This window comes from Niastella sp. sgz303648, from assembly GCF_059587045.1.
The window spans coordinates 304844-323603 of the sequence record NZ_JCAPSW010000004.1 but is presented as its reverse complement, the minus strand read 5'-3'; the positions used below and the strand labels follow the sequence as shown (position 1 = coordinate 323603).

Below are 18760 nucleotides of genomic sequence, written 5' to 3'. Positions count from 1 at the left end.
ACGATGAAAGGATAAACTTATAGTTTATGAAGTGGCTTTTGTTTCTTGGTACTTCTTTTTTAAGAAGCGATTTTGCTTTGTAAATCTTGCTCTAATATGGCTGTGGACTGACACATTATTACCATTAGCGTCAGGGATAAGACGATCAGAATTTATGGTCAAAATATACTGAGCGTTACCGAAATGAGCTTTGTCAGTTAAAAAGTTTATACTTTTTACTAAGGTGTCCTGATCAACTTCAAAAATGTTGTCATGTATTAGAAACCCAGGATGTTTTTTCCGGGTGTAATCGTTTAACAGTAAAGCAATATCGTAGATAAAAACTTTTTCTCTGTCCACACTATGGCTACCGTCATCAGCTATTCGCATTATTATATCTACAACTTGCTTGTTATTTGTATGCTTAAGCTGAAATGATGCTTGTTTATTACCTTGGATATATTCATGGATTTGTAAGATGGTTTTTTCAAAGTCATCTATAACTTTTTTCTGTGCTTGTATTAGAGATTGAAGCTTAAGTAATTCCTTTTCTTTTTCCGTTTTAGCTTTTTGCTTATCAATTTCGAGTTGATCATATCGATCCACAAAACTTCTTAACTGGGAAAGTTGATCTGCCTTTTCTTTATATGCGGCGTAAGTTTGTTTTAAATTACGCAAATCACCCTTTTGATTGAGTACGGATAAAGCTTTTGAATATTGTTGGTCTAAAGAATTCAGCTCTTTATCAAGCTTAAAGACATCCTCTGATAAAGTAGCTCTTCTTTCTGATATCAGACGATTTTGAAATTCATCAATCTTTTCCTTAAATTGTATTGCTTCATCAAGGCTTTTCTTAATTAAATCACCTAACCCTTGTTTTAAAGTTTCGTAAAACTCGGATATTTCAGACGGGTCAATATCAACTTTTTGGGAAACAGTTTTTAGTTTAGATAACTGTTGCTTTAAGATTCCCTTTTGTCTTCTTCGTTTTTCTATTTCTTCTTCCAGATTTAATAGTTCTGATTTTACTGCTTCATATCCAGTGACATTTTCAAGTTTATCTATGCTTTCTTCAATTGATCTCACCTCATTGTCCAACTCATTCAGATCTGACCTCGCATCATCGATTTCTTTTTGCCGAATTAGTAAAACGTTTTCTTTAATCCTTGAAATGTCTTTTTGTATCTCATCTATTGCAAGGATATGAAATTTTACCAGATCATAAATACTTATATCAATTCCAAATAGATATAGATGTGGTGAATAGTCATCCGGAATTCTAAGTTTGGTATCGTGGCAGTTTATTAGAGATTTAAATTCTGAGCGCTCATCTCTCATAAGTGGACCTAACATTGTCCTAAAAGATGGGTATGATCCCTCAGCATCAAAAAAAAGCTTGTCGGTCAAAAATTTATTGGCGTCTTCAACCTTTGCAAATATTGTTTTATTTTGATCTTCAATAATTATCGGATTTTCCGCATCCTTTATAGAGCGTTGTATTGTATAAGGCTTTCCATGAAGGTGAAAATCCAGGCATATTAATGTTTCAGGCGGAAAAATCTCTTTAGGGATTTGTGATACCCTACTGCTTGCTTTTCTTTTGAAGAATGCATAATTTATGAATTCAATGCATAAAGATTTACCTACGCCATTTCTTTTGTCACTTGTCTCGTCTTTTTCTCCTAAAATAATATTCAATCCTTCCGTAAATATTATCGGATCGATTAATTGCGGTTCAGTATATAATCGATTAATTGTTAACATTTTTATTTCCTCACGATATATGAGTTGCTGAAATCAATTATATCCAAGGTAAAAAGAAAAAACATTGCAAAATATAACGTTTTTGGACTGAACCATTTCTCGTTTTTGAAATGATCTGCTAAGTCAAAAACACTAATCTTATCTAATTTCTTTGATGTCATTAAAAAAAGCACCTTATAACCCACGATCGGAGGTGAGGTCATTAATTGCTCATCTTTAAGTATTAAACTGGTCATTGTGTAATTACCTTGTTTGGGAAAACATTACATTTTATTAACTGATCTAATAAGAAAAATCTTATAGCACTTCTGTCAAAGAGGGATGCTTTTTTCTTTAGTAAGTCTTCGTATTTAGTTGTAAGCAATTCAAGTGCCGCCTTCGGGTCGTCGCTTGTTTCAGTTAAAATTTTGTCGCTTTCATTTTTAAGGTGTAAGCCTAGTCTTCTTATTCTGGCTTGTCCCATATCTGCCTGCTGTAAAACATCTGTGAGTACAAGTCCAAATTCGACGTATAAATCTTGATATTCTTTAGTCAAAAAACCAGCATGATTGGAAAATCTCTTATACAACTTACTGTCAGGATCAGGCTGCTCTATATACCCCAGACCTGCTAAAGGTTGAGCTTCATCGCTTATATAAGTAATTAGGGACATGAAAGTAACAATCTCTTTTGCCAGAGTATGATTATTTTCAAACTTTATTTGAGCATCTAGAAAATCGGATATTTCTTTAATTTTTTCTATATCAACAATGTCAGCAATTTCTTTTAACAAGGAGCTGACATCCCAAATGTCTTTTTTAGTATCGAGTTGATATTTGTCGGCATCCCCAATATATGGTTCTTGGTGACTACTTTTCGATACAATGTTTAAAATGATTAGTCGATTATATTTTTTATAGAGATAGTTTGAGAGAAAGCTATTTACCGTTTTTTTGACCTTAGCCAAAGTGCTGGTGGAGGTCACTTGAAAACAAATTTTGCTAACATTATCTCCCAAATCTATGGTTGCAGCATTGGGTTCAATAATATTTATGTTTACAAGCTTATAGCCGAATACAAGATTTAAGAGGTCACGATAAAAATTTTCGGAAATAATATTTGTGTCAGTAAGATTAAGCGGATTTGAAATTTCCACTTTTGATTTTAGAAAAGATAGCTTATTAATGATATTATTAATGAGTTCTTGTCGTACAATCATGGCAATCCTAAGGGGTTGAAAGCTAATAATTTCTAAAAATAACATATTTACGCTTTAATAAAAACGTGTTTTACACCTTAAATAAATTTAATGTCATAATTCCTTCATTTTGAGACTGGTGTGGACGAAATCGGGACGACGACATAAAAATGCTGGCCCAATCATAAATCTAAGGGGCGTCGGAAGGAACGCTCTTATTGATATAAGACGGGCAACGGACGTCAAGTAAGGGTTCTACGGTCTGTTTGTACCCTTGATTTGTTTTTTGCCTGGTAAAATTTTTTCCCCGTTAATGCTGATCACTTGATGTACAACAATAAAAAAGCCACCCCTGAGCTCTGACACAACAGGGATGGCTGCCGGTGAAACCGGAAGAAAGAGGGTACGGTTTGTACTCCGGGTCGATTACTTTACTGGCTTCCTTCCAAAGCGGAAATAAAGCCCTGCCTGAATACAGTTCATAGTGATGCGCTGATCCTTTATACCTGTTAGAATGGTTGTGCCGTTCGAGGAACACATATTGCTGAGGCCAAACACGTAGCGCAGATCAATGCCAAAGCGGTATTTGAATGTCCATTCCAGACCCGCTACGGCTGATACTCCTGCCTTATTATAGCTGCTATCGGTGACGTTTGCGGTTTTCTGCTTTTGCTCAGTTGCATCATAATAATGCTGCTCGGCTTTCAGCAACACATTCAGTTGCGGCCCGGCATAGAATGCCACTTTTCCTAAATGATATTTTGCCAGTACCGGAATGGCTATCTGGTGCAGCCGCTCAAACGGTCCTGCCGTCGTAACAACTTCCTGAACCGAACTACCCACATAGAATAATTCAGGTTGTAAACTAAAATGTCTGTTTAGTCGAACTTCAACCTGACCCCCGGCATAGAAGTAATTATCGTCACTGATACTCTGCAAAGGCGGCGCTATCACAGATGCCGTGAAATGCGAAAAGTTCAGTCCTGTTTTAATCCCGAAGCGCACTTTGTTTTGTGCCGACGCTTTTTGAATGAACGGACTGATAAGAAGTAAAGCGCAGAATAATTTTGAATACATACATGATAGTTTAACGGGTTATTGAAGCTGGATGTTTTTACACTGGTTTTGCTCACAGGGGACAACGATTGTCCCTGTCCAGGTCTTTCCTGTACAGGTGGCTTTGTACGTGTAAGTTTTGCCCATATACAAGTCGAAAGTGGCGTACTTGCCGTAGTTGACGTTACTGCATTCGGGTGCCGATGCGGCTGTGTAAGAAATCTTGCCCTGAACCGGGGTAATGACTTTCCCATCAGCGTCTTTTACCTCAACCGCGATACTACCGCAGGAAAAATCATGGTCGATCCAGAAAATATAAACGTTGGAGGCAACCACGCCGCCGTAAGAACCGCAATTTCCACCATCATCTTTCTTTTTACAGGCTGACAGGGATAAGATGCACAACACAAAGAAAGAGTAGAGTAACCCTGCTGAAATAACACATGCAGTAATAACTAAGGATTTCAGTTTCATAGACTGTTTATTTTTTAAGTGATAGATCGCATAACACTTTATACACTTCGCTAACATGCCAGCCGCCTCTTTTACCATTGAGCTTTTTCAGCCCTATGCGATTGAGCCTTTCGGCAAGTGCGCGGACTGTTTTATATTTTTTGTACTCCCGGCGTATTGTATGCTTTCTTTTTTTTAGATACGCCCGTTTCTTTCGCTTCAGGCTTCTTATCCGCTTCTTACTGTTACCGCCTAATTTTATCCCTTTCTTTGCCGCCGACACCAAAGCGTTTTTTGTGTTTTGGCTGATGTCGTCACCCGTTTTTTCATCAATGATCGCCTGAAATATTTTCTGATACTTATCAGCATTAGGGCTTTCAATATTGATAAACTCGAATTTGCTTTCGATCAGGTCATAGATGAAACCAACATTTCGCGCTAATCGGCTTTGGTTTGCGACATACAACGTCAGATTATGCTTGCGGCAATAATCTATCATCTTTTGTGCTTTTGGACGTTTGCGCGGTCTGCCACTTCCATACTCAACAAATACTTTGACCAATAGAATATTGTTGGTTTTGAAAAAGAGCTTTATGATACGGAGTTGTGCCGCAATCCCTAATCCGCTGCGTTTCTGCCCAGGTGCCGATACGCGCAAATGCGCGACACCCTTTTTCATCTGCTTGGTACGGATTCTGTTCATTTCATCCCAAGCATTAACTTGAACAAAATTTTTGAAAAAAATCAAGTAGGGGATAAACGCTAGAGTGTAGTATTTACGCGGGTTTTGTGTTTTCGCTTAGTCGAAGCGAACGAGGCAATTTCTGTTCTTTTCTACCGTTGATATTTAAACGAACAAATTATATTTGCTGTACGGTTTTACGGCAACGATTAGCGGCATTCAAAACGTGTAATTACTTCACAAAATAACCTTCACCATGAAGAACGTTTTAATGCATGTGTGTCGAACGACACACCGCCTGAGCAAGCGACGCATCGCCTCTCAATTGGGCATCACTTCGAAAAACTATACAGAATTGGAAACGGGTATCACAGCCATGACGCCTGAGCAGGCTGCGGGGCTGTCGCGCCTGTATAATATGGATGCCAAGTATTTTCTTGAATCTTCACTCCAACTTGAATTGCTGCTCACACGCGGGGAAGTTATCAAAATTCTGCAATCCGAAAATGAGCGCCTTAATCAATTAATGGAAGGCGGATATGAGGTGATCCATAACAGCAAAATGGGGAATGGAAATGAGGCAAAAGAAAACGCATGTCATGGGCAAACTGCCCATCAATGAGCAGTTATTAATCGATCTGCTCTATACCAGCAACAGGCAGGCATTCGCCTTTCTGTATGAAACCTATTCGCCTGTCCTGCATGGACATCTTATCGACCTGGTGGAAGATAAGGATATTGCCGCCCAGGTACTGCAAAAGGCGTTTGTGGCGGCTTATTTTACCATCAGTGATTGTAAAAGGCGTGGGCAAAAACTTTATACGTGGATGCTGCATATCACCCTGCGGCTTATCATGGAAACCGAACAGATAATTGAAAAATGGCCGTCGGCCAGCCAATTGCAGGAACTATCTGGCGGCATGTGTTCTATTCTCAACACAATGGATGTCGGCCCGCGCGAAGTGATCCGGCTTATTTACGACAAGGGCTACTCCAAGGCAAAAGTTGCATCGCTCTTAAAGCTGCCAATCTACCGGATCGATGAAATGCTGCAAACCGGGTTGCTGCAACTGCAACAGTATGTGAACAATTGCAATGGAAATGAACTGATAAAAACACAGTGTTATGGAGATAGTGACAGAGTATTACACGAACAAAAAAGCCTTATTCAGCCAGGTGAGCAAAATCCTTCGCAATCATGGCCTCTACAGTATCGAGACAGTAACCGAGGAAGTTGATGAATACAGCGAGGAAAAAGTAAAAGGATACACGCTTCGCTATTGGTTCCATAAGGGCAACGTGTACAGGGTGACAAAAGGAAGGGGCGGCAACCCTTTTCAATTTTTGCACATGCCCTATGAACTTGACGACTACGAAAACACAAAGACGATATCCCTGAAAAAAGGGACTATCCTTGTCTATGAAACCGAATACGAAGATAACGTCTGGTTTACCTGTACCACAATGCTGATTGGCAAGAAAGAAATGGATAGCGAAAGTGCCATAGGCTCAACCGCTTATGGCAGTTTATCGCAGATGCTACAGGAAGGATTGATCGAAAAGGTACTGCCTGCGGGTCATTCCAGTGCTGCGCCTATGCCGCCAGTCGCAAAAGTTGAAAATGCGCCCACAGTTGAGGAAGCGCAACCCGCTTTCTACCGTGTAAATGACCATGTGGCTAGAGAAACGCTGTCAGCAGCACCCATCGAAGATGACCTTGCTCTTGAAGAAATACTGGCAACGATGCCTATTGTGAACCATGTGCGTGCAGAGGTATGTAAACCTAAACCCATTGGAAAGGGCAACCCGACTGCGCCCATTGAAGAAGGCCCTCCACCCGAAGAAGCGCCACCCGAATACGGGTCTTTTGAAACGATAAGAAAGACGTTTGATCTACTGAAAAGCACCATCGACGATGTCGCACAGGTAACCCGGTATAGTTGCAAAAACAAGGAAACAGGTATCAGAACACTCAAAGTTCGCCGGGGATATTATCATTACGATTATGGCTTTCGTAACAACCACTATAAAGAAGTACCAGAAATGCAGCTACGTGGTTTCTGGCTGGAACACGCAGGCTTTATGCGCGGTGATTTTGTGCAGGTCATTACGATTAAAGGCATGATGCTGGTTGTACCCGTACCACCGCCTCCTGATCTGGAACCTTTATAGCGTTTTCAGGGCAAGATTGTCGTAAGACTGTTTACTTACCCTCCTTAAATATGCCCCCGGAGTATCCGGTATGCCGACGCCGGATGCCTGGAGCTTTTCTTTTTGTAACTTTCGGGCGAGATTCCATGACATTCCAGGTTACAATCGATTACCACAAGCACAAGCGGAATATCCGGATTTCGGTAGAATAACTGCATATGCTTTCAACAAGTATAATTTTCCATTTATGCCTACGGAGTCACAAAACAGTATAAAGCTTACGCATTATGGTTTATTTATTTCTCGTAATTTTCCTCTAATGCTTTTGCTAATTTGAGCATTGCATTCTGCAACCTCCTCGAATTGCTCAACACGATTTTCACCAAACTCAATATATACAGCCTGCAAATCCATTAGCAGCTTCTACTGCAATTCAGCTACCTCTCGAGGTTGTTTATTAGCAATACTTATTTGACACATAGCACAAAGATGATAAACATTTGTCATTGCTTTTTCTAATAAACTTTCCAATTTTAGTATGGCTAAATTCCTTTTCAAAATAAGTTCAGAAAACTCCTTTGTATTGTCAAATAAATCAACATGGGCCTCAGCAATGTCACATTCATACTGGCGTTTATCAAGCTCAATCTCTTGAGCTTTCAACTCTTTATAGTTTTCTAGATTATATACTGATAAAGGGAACCGCACGATAAAGTACATCCATGCTGAGAATTTTTTATTATAATCAACCAGCGCCTCTCGTTCTGCTGCTTTCCAATATAAATTATGCTGATTCTGAAAAAGCAATTGAGCTTTTAATTCTTCCGTTTTATCCGTAAATACCTTCTTCGTTTCTTCAACCTTTTTTGTTATTTCACTGATGTCCTCCTTAGTAGCAAGGTTTTTTCCTTTTTCGTTAAAATAGGCAGGGAAATAATTTTTAAAAATCAATGTGCCGATATACACCACAAACACAATGCATACTTGAATGATAAATAACTGCCATTCCATAATTTATTGTTTAAGAGTTGATTATCAAATACACTTCTGATCTACCACAAATTTCATTCAGCAAATTACAGTAATTATTTGGAACATTAGGAATTTATTTTGGAATAAACCGGTACTATTCTTAATTTTGTTAAAAATTGAATACCGTGGAAAATATTTTTAATGAATTAACTCAAATCAGAAAACAATTAGTAATACAGCAAACATCAATAAATGAATGTCTCGCCACAATAGATGAATTGATTAATAGGCAATTGAATGCGCATCCCAATGTCGACACCGATTCATCAAACATTCCAAATAATTACTCGAATATTGTTAAAAAATTTCCAAAGAATATACTTTCGAAGCGCGACAAGTTGAAGCACATTTTATCTGAAGCAAATGAGCCAATGACTGCTAAAGAAATAAAAATGGAGCTTTTAGCGTATGGTGAGATTCTGGCTAATGTTGATCAAAGTCTAGTAAATCTTGAAAAGGATAGGCTAATTTTTTCACACAATGAAAATGGAAGAAAAAGATACTTTGTAAAGAAATAGCTTTATTGCTCCACATTCAAATTTCAATAAAAGTAAACTTATATGAGCCTAATTATAAATGAAGAATTAGTTGAAAGAATAATACAAGAACTACAACGTCTTGAAACGGAGTTTCAAGCACACAAAGCTCTGCTATTAACAGAAGATGATTTAAAATGTCATGTTTTTAAAAGAATTCATTTGCTCTTTCCCGATAACTCTCAAACTATAGATCCGGATATCTCCGGATGCGCTTTACACTCCGAAGTAAAGTTTTTTGATGAAAATGGCAAGTTGACCCTGGTTCCCGACTTAACGGTTATATCTCCTCAAAATATAAGCATCTATCATTCTGTCGAATTTAGGGTGACCTATAAAGGAATCAAGTACGGACCGTTACCGAGTAAAAGTTTTGAAATTGGTGGTGATGCAATAATATTAGAATTAAAATTTTGTAGAGAACAAATTGGTATAACGGAAGCTGATATTCAGAGCTACCAAGCTGACCTAAATAAAATAAAACGGCTACAGTCTCTAGTTCATACCAGAAGTCAAGGTCGTGATAAATTATTTGGAATAGTAGCAGTCTTTAACAAGACCAATTTAGGCAAAGCTTTATTCGAAGAATTTTTGACTAGAAATTCCTCCGAGTCGAGTATAAAACTTTTCTATGGAACCGGTTTAGTAGATTTTAGTAAATCTAATCGTTATCCGCTTGGAGCAAGCTGACGAATTTATAGCTTTAGTGGATATGTTATCGGGAGTATTGTACTCACAGTTTGATAAGAAGAAACCAACGCTGCGGAATTTGGGAAGGTTACAAAACGACTGACATTTCTCTTTAAAGTTACAAAAATGATATGCTTTTGTAATTCGACTTTTAAATAATGAACTTAAATATTACTTTGAATCTCTAATTTGTTATTAAATAGTAAAATATGCCCATCCCCACTATTCTAAGTGACGAAATTTTGGCTGGAAATGTTGTTTTATTTTTAGGAGCTGGAGCTTCTTTCGGTGCATTGCATCCAAATAATAGTAATATACCCTTAGGGAAACATTTATCAAATTTAATTGCAAAAAAATTTCTTGATGAAACCTATTTTGATGGCGACTTAACAACTGTGAGTGAAATTGCCATATCGCAAAAAAGCCTATATGATGTTCAGAAATTTATTAGAGATGATGTATTTTCAAAATTCACTCCCGCACCTCACCATGATCTCATCCCAACATTTAATTGGAAAGCGATCTTTACGGTTAATTATGATTTTATAATTGAACAGGCATATCAAAAGGCAAAGGCTACAAAAAGAGATGTTCAGCAGATAAATCCTATTTGGAAAAATTCTCGCCAACAAGAGATTCATAAAGCAAATCATGTTCCCTACTTTAAATTGCATGGAAGTTTTGATTGTATTGACGATGAAAGATTGCCTTTGATACTAACAGTAGATCAATATATAGATCATAAAAGTAATAGAGATGCTCTTTACGACTCACTTAAGGAATATGCAGGTAGCTATACCTTTTTATTCATAGGATTTAGTTTCGCAGATTGGGATATTCGTTCAATTCTAAATAGACTAGGAACGTTAAATACGAAACCAAGATCATATATGGTCGGTCCATTTATCAAACCGGCAGAGGCAAGTTTATGGGAAGGGAAAAAAATAACATCTATAATAATGCCTTTTTCCGAATTCATGGACGAAATAGATAAAAAATCCTCGCAGGAACTAAGAAAGATATCTGCTACGTTTACTAAATATGATCATCCAATTTTTTCCCGATTTGTGGTTTCATTGGAAGAAAGAAGAATTTCTGAAACTTTAGCACAATTTATTGAGAAAGATATCGATTACATTCATAGAGCAATGTCTTCTCCTAATACAGATCCAAAAGCGTTTTACAAAGGATATTTTGAAAATTGGGACCCAATTATAAGAAACTTAGATGTCGATCGATCATTAAAAGACGGGATTCTGTCTGAGGTATTCTTAGAGGAAGAAAATATTTTATCAGCTAATCCAAAATTATATATTTTAAAGGGGCATGCTGGTTCTGGAAAATCAGTAATGTTAAAACGCATTGCCTGGGATGCTGCCAATAATTTTGACAAATTTTGTATTTTTATTAAACCGAATTCATCAGTCGAATTTGAACCATTGTACGAATTGTATTCTTTTGTAAAAACCAGAATATTTGTTTTTATAGATCGGGCTAGTTCACACTTTCATTCCATGGAGCGAATCATTCTTAGAAGTCAAAAAGATCGTTTACCAATTACAATTATTGCTGCGGAGAGGATTAATGTCTGGAATACCGAGTGTTCGTCATTAGAAACATTGGTGGACGAAGATTTTCAGCTAAAATTTCTAAACGAGAAAGAAATAAGAGAATTAATTGCATTGTTAACGAGGCATGATTCACTTGGTTATTTAAAAGGCAAATCTTATGCCGAACAAATTGAGATATTTAAGGAAAAATCTGACAAAGAATTGTTGGTTGCGCTTCATGAATCCACTCACGGAAAGCCCTTTCACGAAATTATTGAAGACGAATTTAACAGTATTAAAAATGCATCTGCTCAATCTTTGTACTTAACAGTCTGTATTTTACATAAATTGGGATCGTATGCAAGAGCCGGTTTAATATCACGTGTACATGGAATAAATTTTAATGAGTTCAAAGAAAAGCTTTTTGCCCCGCTAGAATATATTGTATTTACCAGTTACAACAATAAGATCGATGATTATATTTATAAGTCACGACATCCTCAAATAGCGGAAATGGTTTTCGAAACCATTCTTAAAGAGAAGCAAGAAAAATATGATGAATATGTCAGAATTTTAACAAACCTAAATATTAATTACAACAGCGATAAAAGCGCATTTATTGCAATGACTAATGCCACCGATCTTTTAAGTCTTTTTGATGATCCAGTTAAAATAAGAAATCTATATGATATTGCCTTTGAGAAAAGTGATGATGAAGCTAAACTTTATCAACAACTGGCAATTTTTGAAATGAAAAGACCAAATGGTAACTTTAATTTAGCAGAGGAATATTTATTCAAGGCGTATAAAGAAGATGAAAATGACCCTTTTATTGCACATTCATTTGCAGAGTTTGAACTAAAAAAGGCTGAAAAAGGTAGACAGAAAGTTGAAATATTTAGCAACCTGGATAGTAGTAAAGATATATGTCTTCGTTTAATTAGGAAAGCCCAGAAAGATAGGGATAAACTTCTTCATCCATATCATACGTTGTTGAAAGTTGAGCTACTGCGATTAGAATATGTTGCAGATAATAATGATGGGCCTTCCTTTGAAAGACTAATAAAAGATATCGAAAAATATTTATCTGAAGCAAAGCAGATATTCCCGGATGAACAATTTTTACTTGAGATTGAATCAAGATACAATATTCTACTGGATAAAATCCCTGAAGCTCAGGTTTCTTTGGAACAAGCATTTGAAGTAAATAAGACGAATCCGTATATATGCTTAAGGCTTGCGAATTTTTATGAGTCGCAAGGCCAATTAGAAAAAGCGCTATTAGTTTGTAAAGAAAATTTGCGGATTAATGCCGTGGATAAGGATGTTAATTTCAAAGTCGGTATGATCCTATCAAAAATTGACCCGCCAAATTACACCGATATTCTCCATTATTTACGAAAATCCTTTACTAATGGTGATACTAGATATTTCGCTCAGTTTTGGTATGCACGAACATGCTTTGTGGTTAGAGATTACAATGGAGCTAAAGAAGTTTTTGAAAGAACAGGGAATGTAAATATTCGGCCAGAAATAAAATATAAGCCGAGGGGCATTATCAGAAATAACGGAATCGAAGTAGTTTTTTATGGAACAATTACAAAAAAGGAACTAAGCTACGGACTTATTAGAAGGAGTGAGTTTGGCGATACCGTGTTATTTAGCATTCGGACAGAAGAAGATATTTGGAATGATTTGAGTTCATTTCAGAATGTTTCTTTCAAACTTGCTTTTAATTATAAAGGAGCTATTGCTATTGGATTAAGAATTTTGAACAGCAACTAAATATATTGACCATATTCTGGGTATGGGATTCAAAAGCTAAAGATGCTCAAACAAAGCCAAATTGATAACGGAAGATCCCTCTCAATTAAAGGGTCGAATTAAAAGGAATACAGGAAATACTAAAAATGTATTTTACTTCCTTTACCACTCAATCGTGGAAGAAGAGGCGAAACATTGGAATTTAAGTTAAAGTATTGTCGAATAATAAGGATGTTTGATATGCTAAAAAGCACCATCGACAATGTAGCACAGATAGCCCGATATAGTTGCAAAAATAAGGAAACGGGCATCAGAACACTCAAAGTTCGTCGAGGTTATTACCATTACGATTATGGCTTGCGTAACAGCCACTTTATGAAGTACCAGAAATGCGGCTACGCGGCTTCTGGCTGGAACACGCAGGCTTTATGCGGGGTGATTTTATGCAGGTGATTACGATTAAAGGCATGATGCTCGTTGTACCTGTACAGCCGCCTCCTGACCTGGAACCTTTATAACGCATTCATGGCAGGCCAACCAATAGACTTGTTTACTACCCTTCATACATATGCCCTGAGCATCCGGTATGCCGACGCCGGATGCCGGGGGCTTTTCTTTTGTAACTTGCGGCCGAGATTCCCATGACTTTCCAGATTACAATCGATTACCACAAGCGCAATATCCGGCTTTCCGTGGAGCAACTGCATATTGATGACCGCATGGAGCGGTACAGGGTGACGGCCCGTAACGGTGCCATTGTCATTGAATCCAATCGCCCATTATTTCGGACCCGAGGGTTGAAACATCGTGCACCCAACTGGAAACAAATCGAAGGCAAACCACTTAGCTTACACGCCCTTGAACTGATTACCACTGCCATCCAGAATCACGTGGAAAAGAAACCCTTAGAATGACTTTTCTGCCAGGCTGTCATTGACTATGAATTCATCAAAAGCGATCAAATCGGACAGCCATTGGTTAGATATTTTTATCTCTCCCGCTACGAAGTTGAAAATGAAAGCTTTAGGTGAATGCCTAAAGCTTTTTTTATGTGCGTCAGGCATGCATATGATGGGATCAGGTTGAAAAGCCGGGGGATTGTAGCATCATTCCTTAACCAGGGAAGATCATATCGATCACAGACAATACTGAAATTTCCAATATTTCGTCTATTGATAATAGGGGGCTCTTTTTTATGCCTTATTTTTTCATTACCTCAGGTGGTCAGCGCATTGGATATATGTTAAACCACAGACAAGTACTCAACTCCCCCGTTCCAGTTATTAAAAAACAGTGAAAACACCTGATTACGTTTTAGACAAGATGAATAAATTTATCGGCTGAAATGTTTCTATAATTAAAAAATAAATGGCATGGACAATATTGTGGGAGGAATCTTCACAATTTTAGCAGCGATTATTGTATGGTTCATTGATCGTTATTTTGTTTTTGACAAGCCCGTTAAGTATGAGAACGTAAGCAGAGCAAAAAGAAACGCCGTTAATGGGAAATGGAAAGGAACCTTCAATCAGGTTTTAAACAGCCAACAAATAACTGTAAAGATAGATCTGACTTTAAAAGTTTCACGCAGTGGGAAAATTAATGGAGAAATTTATTTCTTCTATAATAATGAATCATACCACATTAATGTAAGAGGAGGATTTTATTTACTGGATTTTTTAAAACTGGAATATATGAATGCCAAACAAGAAATTAAGCAATTTGGCTCATTTGTTCTTGAACTGTCTGCAAATTCAACAGATTTGGAAGGATGTTTTGTTGGGTATGGGAATAGAAATAGAAGAGTTATTTCTGGCCCCGTTGAATTTCATAAGATCTAGACCCTTTTAGTTCATTCCATTAAATTCCAACTTTCCTTGCGGCCAATGATTTTCAAAAACTCAATTTGGCCATAAATTGATTTAAATTGTAAGTTATGGCCAATTTGAAGGTTTTAAAAAGCCAGAATCATACTTTTTGAACGTTCCTTGCCAGTTTTTATCTATCACAACACTGACCGCACTAAATAAAGCTTATAAGTTGTGTTTTTAATACGCCATTCGTGAATGACTCTTTGAACATTGTTAATCAATAGCAGAACAACTACTTTTTAGAAAATGCGCTTTAAGTATTCTGTATCGTGGGCGCATCCATGGAGTTGGCGGCGTTCAACTACCGATGTACTATACTTATGCCACGGTTCTGCAACGGCGCATGTACGGTACATGTATAGTAGTGAGCAGCCTGTAGAAAGGCCCATTCCTAACCATGCTGAAACCAGCAGAATCAGTTCCTGTACCAGCGACGCATTGAGTTTGTTCAGTGGCAGTCATATACTGGTTGCACACTTTCTATCGCAATACGACTAAATATTGAAAAAAGTCAAAATCATAGTGCCGGCATCTGACGTTTTAAGATAGTTGGTAACTTTATTACATGGCCGAAGCTTTTGCTCCATTTATTGTTAAAGGAACCATGCACAACCTTACCTTCTATGTTATGGAAGGCAGGAACTTCGTGCGTAAAAAAAGCAGTCTGACCCGCAGGAAAGTGCTGTATGCGCCTTGTTTTAAAAACACCCGCCACTATGCCGTGCTGATGGGCCAGGCATCGAAAATCGGGTCATTGGTGTACAATGCGTTACCTGTTTACTGGCGGCAATCGTGGATGTACCGGTCTTTTACCGGCGAGGCGTTTACCCTATTGAAAAAAGGGAAAAAACAGCAGGAAATACACGAGGAATTGTTGCAACGCTATGTAGCAATAGTGGTCGGCAAACAACAGGAAGCGGCCATTAACTGCTCCAGGCAATCTGAAGATACTATCAATGCCCTGTTGCCTGCTGAACCTAAGCGGGCGTATCGCAAACAAAACAGCGAATACTGGAACAATAAAACCATTAAGAGCAACCGGCGAAAAGCCCGCAGGCGACAGACGTTGTATTATGCCGGCCTCATGGGCCGGGCATCAAAAATAGGTTCGAAATTATATGCCCGGTTGCCGCGCCAGTCCAGGCGCCGTTGCGACTATCAATATTTGACCGGGTTGGCCCTGAAGTTATTGAAGGATCAAATAAGCGAGGAAGCTATTTTAGCAGAATTGCTGCCAACGTTACCTGCTGATCGATGTGAAGAAGTTACTGTCATTGGTGCGCAACGAACAATTACCAGGAAGGTCGCTACGCTACGCCATCCCCATGGGCAATACTATTTCATTCCCACGACCCATAAACGCATGTATGCACCGTCAATAATGGCCTTTACAATAACTGCCTTTCCGCGTCCGCGCGGTACAACCAGCCTCGTTTCGTTTAATGACACATAAACACTTCGGGCAAAAGAATTTTTAAAGAGTACCTCATCATTTTTGTGGGCTGTAGATTACAATCCTCCAGGATTTTGACTTGATCCCAAAAAATCTGAAGACCCCGCTGTGCGTACTTGTAAATATTCATTAATAAAAGGCCAATCTGCCACAATCGCATAGTGATCTATGTTTTTAAATTTACATTGTCTTCCTTCTTATTAGTCATTTTCAAGTAAGCTATCACGTAAGGTTACTGCCAGTAATTGTTTTTGATCCGAATCACGGAAACTGTTAATCATTAATCACTTATTAAAAAGTCAAACACCTTGCCAATGAAAAATGTATTGTTCAACCTATGCACGGTTGCGAACAACCGATTGCTGCTATTCCTGTTTATAACAATTGTTTCTGCAGACGCCTGCAAAAAAACGGGCGGGTCTGAAGCGGCGACTAACCCTCCGGTAGAAAAAAATCCCGCCAAAGGCGAGACTGCAGCTGCCACTACATTCAATGTATCTAACAATTCCCAATTGAATACAGCCATGTCATCTGCCGTTTCGGGCGATAAGATTGTGCTGGCCAATGGAACGTACACCGGTTTTACGGTCACCAAAAGCGGCATTACCATCCAGGCTGCCCATAAAGGCAGCGCCACTGTTTCATCGGGTATTATCCGGCTGAGCAAGGTTTCTTCGGTTACCCTACAGGGATTTAAAATCACTACTGCCGGTTCAACCCAAACGGTGGATGGCGAATCCTTCCCGGTAGCTGTATGGTTTGAAGCCAGCAACAGTTGCCGCCTCGCCGGCAGCACGCTTAAACTAAGCGGACAGGCCAGCGGCACCCAATGGGTAATGTTGAGCGGTAACAGCAATAATAACCGTGTTGATCACAATGAGTTTGGGTCCAATAGTGTAAAGGGCCATTATATTTTTGTGCGTGGAAACCGTACCGGTATAACGGTCCCGTCAGATCGTACCAGTTGGGCCAACGGCAACGGGCCCAACAACCCCAATATGGCCCGCAATACGCAAATTGATCATAACTACTTCCATGACATGGCCGCAAGTACGGGAGAGATAATGGTGCTTGGCGGTATAGGCGTGGCCGGCGACTACCAGAATACATCTACGGTGGTGGATAGCAATCTTTTTGTGAACTGCGATGGCGATGCGGAGATCATTTCTATCAAAAGTTCCAACAATACGGTTCGTACCAATACCTTCCGCACGTCTGTAGGTACCATCTCATCCCGGGCGGGTAATAATAACACCATCTCCGGCAACCTGATGCTACAGGCGGGAAAAACAGGTACCGGTGGCATCAAGATTTATGAAAAGAACCATATCGTCACCGGGAATTATGTAGACAATCCTCAGGATTACGGGTTTGTGCTGGGTGCAGGAGACAGCTATGCCAGTTCAGACTTTAGCCATGCGCAGGTATTCAATGCCAGTGTGACCGGCAATATATGGATTAACATGAATAACCGTGGTGTTATCATTGGCCATGGCAGCAATGATATGCTGCCGCCTACCGGTTGCACGTTTTCCAACAATGCGCTCCGGGGTAGTGCTTCAACGCTGCTCGACCTGCGGCTACCCGGCAATACCGTATTCTCCAACAACAGCACCAGCGGATCCAACCCGGGTATGCCCGGTACGCCGTTGACGACATCCGATACCGGCCCTGGAAGCTATAGTTATTAATAAGCTACTATTGAGGGGCGTGCCGCGATTCGTTGGTTTGGAAGGGGTTAATCGCGGCTATAGTGGAACTTTTTTTGCTTGCTATAGGCTATTATCAACTAGATTATTTGGCTATCCCCACAATATTCACAACCGCTTATTAGGGGTTGTACATTTGAAAAAAAAGATCACTATTGTATTGGGTTTACGCGGTCCGCAATTATTTAAATGCGGATTTATGTTTAAGCAAATTACTCTTGCTGTCAATAATTTTTATCGCAGGCTTTTTCGTCCTACACGAAAACCTAAGTCATCTACTTCAGAAGAATGCTTTTTTATTTTCTTAGGAATTGTGGTTATCAAGGCGAAAAATCCAGGTTGGAAAACAATTGTTATAACAGTTTTATTTTTAACATCTGTTATAATGATTATTTACTTAATACACGAAAAGTAATATTATTTTGTATTCGTATTGTTCGAGTTTTACCGGATCAAGTCAATTTCCCGGGAAACATTGGGTTGATACATAAAGTTAGCGTGCCTGTCGTCTGCCTATAGGTGAGTGTATTCCTTCTATTTTTAAAGAATGCATCATTCCAATCCCTTCCGGGCTTTAATTCATCTATCTTGCTTTTAAGCGTTTCAATTTGCTTAAATTTTTCATCTATATTATTCATTGTTTCCAATCTATTTCATAATCAAATCCTTTAGTATTCAATTTTAAAAGCCACTTCTTATATAGATTATTTCCAATAACAATTTTCCCCTCCCTCATTGTAAGCGTTTCACCTACAATAAAGTTTTGAAGGTCACACTTGAGCTGCCTTGGTACGTCATCAAGGAAAATTGTTTCTTTATTTGATAATTCCTGCAATGATCCTAAGCTATTCGATATAATGGCTAACTCATTCATGATGGGATGATAAATTATC

17 protein-coding genes are annotated in these 18760 nt (G+C 38.6%); 10 read left to right on the top strand and 7 right to left on the bottom strand.

Features of this window, described 5'->3' with window-relative positions; genetic code table 11:
- Positions 1–24 precede the first annotated feature (24 nt).
- The 5 genes from AC59IL_RS14015 to AC59IL_RS13995 form a co-directional block, all read right to left on the bottom strand.
- Positions 25–1743, bottom strand: a complete 1719-nt coding sequence (locus tag AC59IL_RS14015; RefSeq protein ID WP_496552773.1) for a DUF2326 domain-containing protein — start codon at positions 1741–1743, stop codon at positions 25–27.
- Between the two features lie 232 nt (positions 1744–1975).
- Positions 1976–2986, bottom strand: coding sequence for an SMEK domain-containing protein (locus AC59IL_RS14010; RefSeq protein WP_496552772.1), 1011 nt, complete (start codon positions 2984–2986; stop codon positions 1976–1978).
- A 360-nt stretch (positions 2987–3346) separates the two neighbouring features.
- Positions 3347–3997 carry a porin family protein gene (locus AC59IL_RS14005; RefSeq protein WP_496552771.1) on the bottom strand — a complete coding sequence of 217 codons (651 nt, stop codon included), beginning with the start codon at positions 3995–3997 and terminating at the stop codon, positions 3347–3349.
- An 18-nt stretch (positions 3998–4015) separates the two neighbouring features.
- Positions 4016–4450, bottom strand: a complete 435-nt coding sequence (locus AC59IL_RS14000; RefSeq protein WP_496552770.1) for a hypothetical protein — start codon at positions 4448–4450, stop codon at positions 4016–4018.
- 7 nt (positions 4451–4457) lie between these two features.
- Positions 4458–5132 carry a recombinase family protein gene (locus AC59IL_RS13995; RefSeq protein WP_496552769.1) on the bottom strand — a complete coding sequence of 225 codons (675 nt, stop codon included), beginning with the start codon at positions 5130–5132 and terminating at the stop codon, positions 4458–4460.
- Between the two features lie 235 nt (positions 5133–5367).
- Between AC59IL_RS13995 and AC59IL_RS13990 the strand changes: the two genes are divergently transcribed.
- Genes AC59IL_RS13990 through AC59IL_RS13980 form a run of 3 tightly spaced genes read left to right on the top strand, consistent with a single transcriptional unit; the run spans position 5368 to position 7283 of the window.
- Positions 5368–5733: a hypothetical protein gene (locus AC59IL_RS13990; protein ID WP_496552768.1), complete on the top strand. Its 366-nt coding sequence runs from the start codon at positions 5368–5370 to the stop codon at positions 5731–5733.
- The gene (locus AC59IL_RS13985; protein WP_496552767.1) at positions 5711–6349 is read left to right on the top strand and encodes an RNA polymerase sigma factor; all 639 of its coding nucleotides are present in this window, start codon (positions 5711–5713) and stop codon (positions 6347–6349) included. Before AC59IL_RS13990 ends, AC59IL_RS13985 begins: the two co-directional genes overlap by 23 nt.
- Complete coding sequence (locus AC59IL_RS13980; RefSeq protein ID WP_496552766.1) at positions 6237–7283, top strand: SymE family type I addiction module toxin; 1047 nt, start codon at positions 6237–6239, stop codon at positions 7281–7283. Before AC59IL_RS13985 ends, AC59IL_RS13980 begins: the two co-directional genes overlap by 113 nt.
- Before the next feature lie 402 nt (positions 7284–7685).
- On the opposite strand, the gene AC59IL_RS13975 is transcribed toward AC59IL_RS13980, so the two are convergent.
- Positions 7686–8273: a hypothetical protein gene (locus AC59IL_RS13975; protein WP_496552765.1), complete on the bottom strand. Its 588-nt coding sequence runs from the start codon at positions 8271–8273 to the stop codon at positions 7686–7688.
- Positions 8274–8419: 146 nt separating this feature from the next.
- On the opposite strand from AC59IL_RS13975, the gene AC59IL_RS13970 reads away from it, so the two are divergent.
- From AC59IL_RS13970 to AC59IL_RS13940, 7 genes are all read left to right on the top strand, one after another.
- Positions 8420–8812: a hypothetical protein gene (locus tag AC59IL_RS13970; RefSeq protein WP_496552764.1), complete on the top strand. Its 393-nt coding sequence runs from the start codon at positions 8420–8422 to the stop codon at positions 8810–8812.
- 42 nt (positions 8813–8854) lie between these two features.
- On the top strand, positions 8855–9520 hold the full coding sequence (locus AC59IL_RS13965) for a hypothetical protein (protein ID WP_496552763.1): 666 nt from the start codon (positions 8855–8857) through the stop codon (positions 9518–9520).
- Positions 9521–9729: 209 nt separating this feature from the next.
- Positions 9730–12855 carry an SIR2 family protein gene (locus AC59IL_RS13960; protein ID WP_496552762.1) on the top strand — a complete coding sequence of 1042 codons (3126 nt, stop codon included), beginning with the start codon at positions 9730–9732 and terminating at the stop codon, positions 12853–12855.
- A 1352-nt stretch (positions 12856–14207) separates the two neighbouring features.
- On the top strand, positions 14208–14675 hold the full coding sequence (locus tag AC59IL_RS13955) for a hypothetical protein (RefSeq protein ID WP_496552761.1): 468 nt from the start codon (positions 14208–14210) through the stop codon (positions 14673–14675).
- 276 nt (positions 14676–14951) lie between these two features.
- Positions 14952–15203, top strand: a complete 252-nt coding sequence (locus AC59IL_RS13950) for a hypothetical protein (RefSeq protein WP_496552760.1) — start codon at positions 14952–14954, stop codon at positions 15201–15203.
- 67 nt (positions 15204–15270) lie between these two features.
- A complete protein-coding gene (locus AC59IL_RS13945) occupies positions 15271–16158 on the top strand; it encodes a hypothetical protein (RefSeq protein ID WP_496552759.1) in 888 nt (295 codons plus the stop codon).
- Positions 16159–16472: 314 nt separating this feature from the next.
- The gene (locus AC59IL_RS13940) at positions 16473–17849 is read left to right on the top strand and encodes a polysaccharide lyase 6 family protein (protein ID WP_496552758.1); all 1377 of its coding nucleotides are present in this window, start codon (positions 16473–16475) and stop codon (positions 17847–17849) included.
- Positions 17850–18501: 652 nt separating this feature from the next.
- On the opposite strand, the gene AC59IL_RS13935 is transcribed toward AC59IL_RS13940, so the two are convergent.
- Positions 18502–18741 (bottom strand): hypothetical protein, encoded by a 240-nt coding sequence (locus AC59IL_RS13935; RefSeq protein ID WP_496552757.1) that lies wholly within the window; start codon positions 18739–18741, stop codon positions 18502–18504.
- Between the last annotated feature and the right edge of the window lie 19 nt (positions 18742–18760).